The following is a 2,863-nucleotide window of genomic DNA, read 5'->3' on the forward strand; positions in this document are numbered from 1 at the left end:
GCGTTGGCGGTTCGGGAGGCGTTCGGGGGCTTGGCGGTGTTCGAGGAATCGGTGGACTGCGTCTCCGTCGGGGTCGCCGGCAGCACGCCGCGGCCGAAGTCCCGGACGAGCGCGGCCCGCACCGCGTCCGGGCCTCCCTCCGTCGTCGCTCCGGGGCGCCCTTCGCAGGTCAGGGTGGCCGCCGAGCGGCCGGTGAGGGCGGCGGCGAGCAGCGTGGCGTCCGGCTCGTGCTTCGCGTACGCCTGCGGGAAGCCGCTGCGCTGCACCCGCTGGGCGGCGACGGTCAGCGGCAGCCGCGAGTAGCCGGGCACCTTGGCGAGGTGCTCGTAGAACTCGCCCGCCGAGTACACCGGGTCCATGATCTGCTTCTCCGTGCCCCAGCCCTGCGAAGGGCGCTGCTGGAACAGGCCCAGCGAATCCCGGTCGCCGTGCGTGATGTTGCGCAGCGCCGACTCCTGCAGCGCGGTCGCCAGGGCGATGGTCACCGCCCGCTCGGGCATGCCGCGCGAGGTGCCCACGGCCGAGATCGTCGCGGCGTTCGTGGCCTGCTCCGGTGTGAACTCGTACGACGCTCCGTCGCCCTTGCCCGACACGACCTCGCACCGGGGGGCTCCTGAGCCGCCGGTGAGGTACTGCATCGTCAGGTATCCCGCGAGCGCGAGAAGGACGGTGAACGCGGACCAGCGGCGCAGGAGGCGGCCACGGCGGCGACGAGGGGGAGGGGACAGCTCTGGCACGCCTCCGAATTTATCGGAGACACCTGTCAGTCAGGTGTGCGTCTGTGAGTACTGGGGCTGGGGTGGCGAGATCCAGCCGCGGAAGGACGTATTCCGGGTGGCGGCCGGCGCGCGCTCCGCGGCGCGTTAGGGTCGACGGCATGGCCGACACCCCGCTTGACCTCACGCTGGACGCCGCACTGCTGACCGCGCAGCTGGTGGACTTTCCCTCCGAAAGCGGCAGCGAGAAGCCGCTCGCGGACGCGATCGAGGGCGCGCTGCGCGCTCTGCCGCACTTGACGGTCGACCGGTACGGCAACAACGTCGTGGCCCGTACGCACCTGGGCCGCGCCGAGCGCGTGATCCTCGCCGGACACATCGACACGGTCCCCATCGCGGACAACGTGCCGTCGCGGCTGGACGAGGACGGCGTGCTGTGGGGCTGCGGCACGTGCGACATGAAGGCGGGGGTGGCGGTCCAGCTCCGCATCGCGGCGACGGTCCCGGAGCCGAACCGCGACGTGACCTTCGTCTTCTACGACAACGAAGAGGTCGCCGCACATCTGAACGGCCTGAAGCATGTGGCGGAAGCCCACCCGGACTGGCTGGAGGGCGACTTCGCGGTCCTCCTGGAGCCCTCGGACGGCCAGGTCGAGGGTGGGTGCCAGGGCACCCTGAGGGTGCTGCTGAGGACGAAGGGCGAGCGGGCGCACTCGGCGCGCGGCTGGATGGGCTCCAACGCCATCCACGCGGCGGCCCCGATCCTGGCCCGGCTGGCGGCGTACGAGCCGCGCTACCCGGTGATCGACGGCCTGGAGTACCGGGAGGGCCTGAACGCGGTCGGCATCTCCGGCGGCGTGGCCGGCAACGTGATCCCCGACGAGTGCGTGGTCACGGTCAACTTCCGCTACGCGCCGGACCGCACGGAGGCCGAGGCGCTGGCCCACGTCCACGAGGTCTTCGCGGACTGCGGGGTGGAGGAGTTCGTGGTGGACGACCACAGCGGCGGGGCGCTCCCGGGCCTCTCCCACCCGGCTGCCGCCGCCTTCATCGAGTCGGTCGGCGGCACCCCGGCCCCCAAGTACGGCTGGACGGACGTGTCCCGCTTCAGCGCGCTCGGCGTCCCGGCGGTCAACTACGGCCCCGGCAACCCGCACTTGGCGCACAAGCGCGACGAGCGGGTGGAGACGGCGAAGATCCTCGCGGGGGAGGAGCGCCTGAGGGAGTGGCTGACGACCTGACGATTGTGGGGTGCGGCGGTTCACGGCGGACATGCGCAGGTCCCCCGTCCGTAACCCTCGTGGATCTACGCTGAGGTGGAACGACCCGGCACGGCGGAGGGAGCGCACATGGCTACCGGTAACCCCGAGGGCAAGAAGCAGCCACCGGAGGAGCAGCAGTTGGGTCCCGTGCTGCGCAGGCGCGGTCAGGTGCAGGCGAGCACGACGGACCAGCGGCTGCTGGACGCGGGCGGTCCCTCCGACTGGGTCCACACCGATCCCTGGCGGGTCCTGCGCATCCAGTCGGAGTTCATCGAGGGCTTCGGCACGCTGGCCGAACTCCCGCCCGCGATCAGTGTGTTCGGCTCGGCACGGACTCCTTCGGACTCTCCCGAGTACGAGGCGGGAGTCGCTCTCGGGCGTGGCCTGGTCGAAGCGGGCTTCGCCGTCATCACCGGTGGCGGTCCCGGTGCCATGGAGGCGGCCAACAAGGGTGCGCTCCAGGCGCAGGGCATCTCGGTCGGCCTCGGTATCGAGCTCCCCTTCGAACAGGGTCTGAACCCCTACGTCGACATCGGCCTCAACTTCCGCTACTTCTTCGTCCGGAAGATGATGTTCGTCAAGTACGCACAAGGATTCGTGGTCCTGCCGGGTGGGCTCGGCACCCTCGACGAACTCTTCGAGGCCCTGACCCTCGTCCAGACCCAGAAGGTCACCCGCTTCCCCATCGTCCTCTTCGGCACCGAGTACTGGGGCGGCCTCGTCGACTGGCTCCGCAACACCCTCGTCGCCCAGGGCAAGGCCTCCGAGAAGGACCTGCTCCTGTTCCACCTCACGGACGACGTGGACGAGGCGGTGGCGTTGGTGTCGAAGGAGGCGGGCCGGTAGGAGAACGGGGGGTTGGTTTCGCCCCCGCCGCCCCTACCC

Annotated in this window: 3 protein-coding genes; 2 read left to right on the forward strand and 1 reads right to left on the reverse strand. The window is 70.8% G+C overall.

Annotated elements, in window-relative coordinates:
- A partial coding sequence (locus FNH08_RS48200; RefSeq protein ID WP_322726616.1) for a heavy metal transporter occupies positions 1 to 737 on the reverse strand: 737 nt, incomplete at its 3' end.
- Between the two features lie 140 nt (positions 738 to 877).
- Here FNH08_RS48200 and dapE point away from each other — a divergent pair.
- Together dapE and FNH08_RS48210 are read left to right on the forward strand one after the other, a co-directional pair.
- A complete protein-coding gene (dapE, locus tag FNH08_RS48205) occupies positions 878 to 1,957 on the forward strand; it encodes a succinyl-diaminopimelate desuccinylase (RefSeq protein WP_152778227.1) in 1,080 nt (359 codons plus the stop codon).
- A gap of 108 nt (positions 1,958 to 2,065) precedes the next feature.
- Entirely contained in the window at positions 2,066 to 2,824 is a 759-nt protein-coding gene (locus tag FNH08_RS48210; RefSeq protein WP_152778228.1) for an LOG family protein, read from the forward strand.
- Positions 2,825 to 2,863 lie beyond the last annotated feature (39 nt).

Origin of the sequence: Streptomyces spongiae, from assembly GCF_009377185.1 — a bacterium.
Classification (GTDB): Bacteria; Actinomycetota; Actinomycetes; order Streptomycetales; family Streptomycetaceae; genus Streptomyces; species Streptomyces spongiae.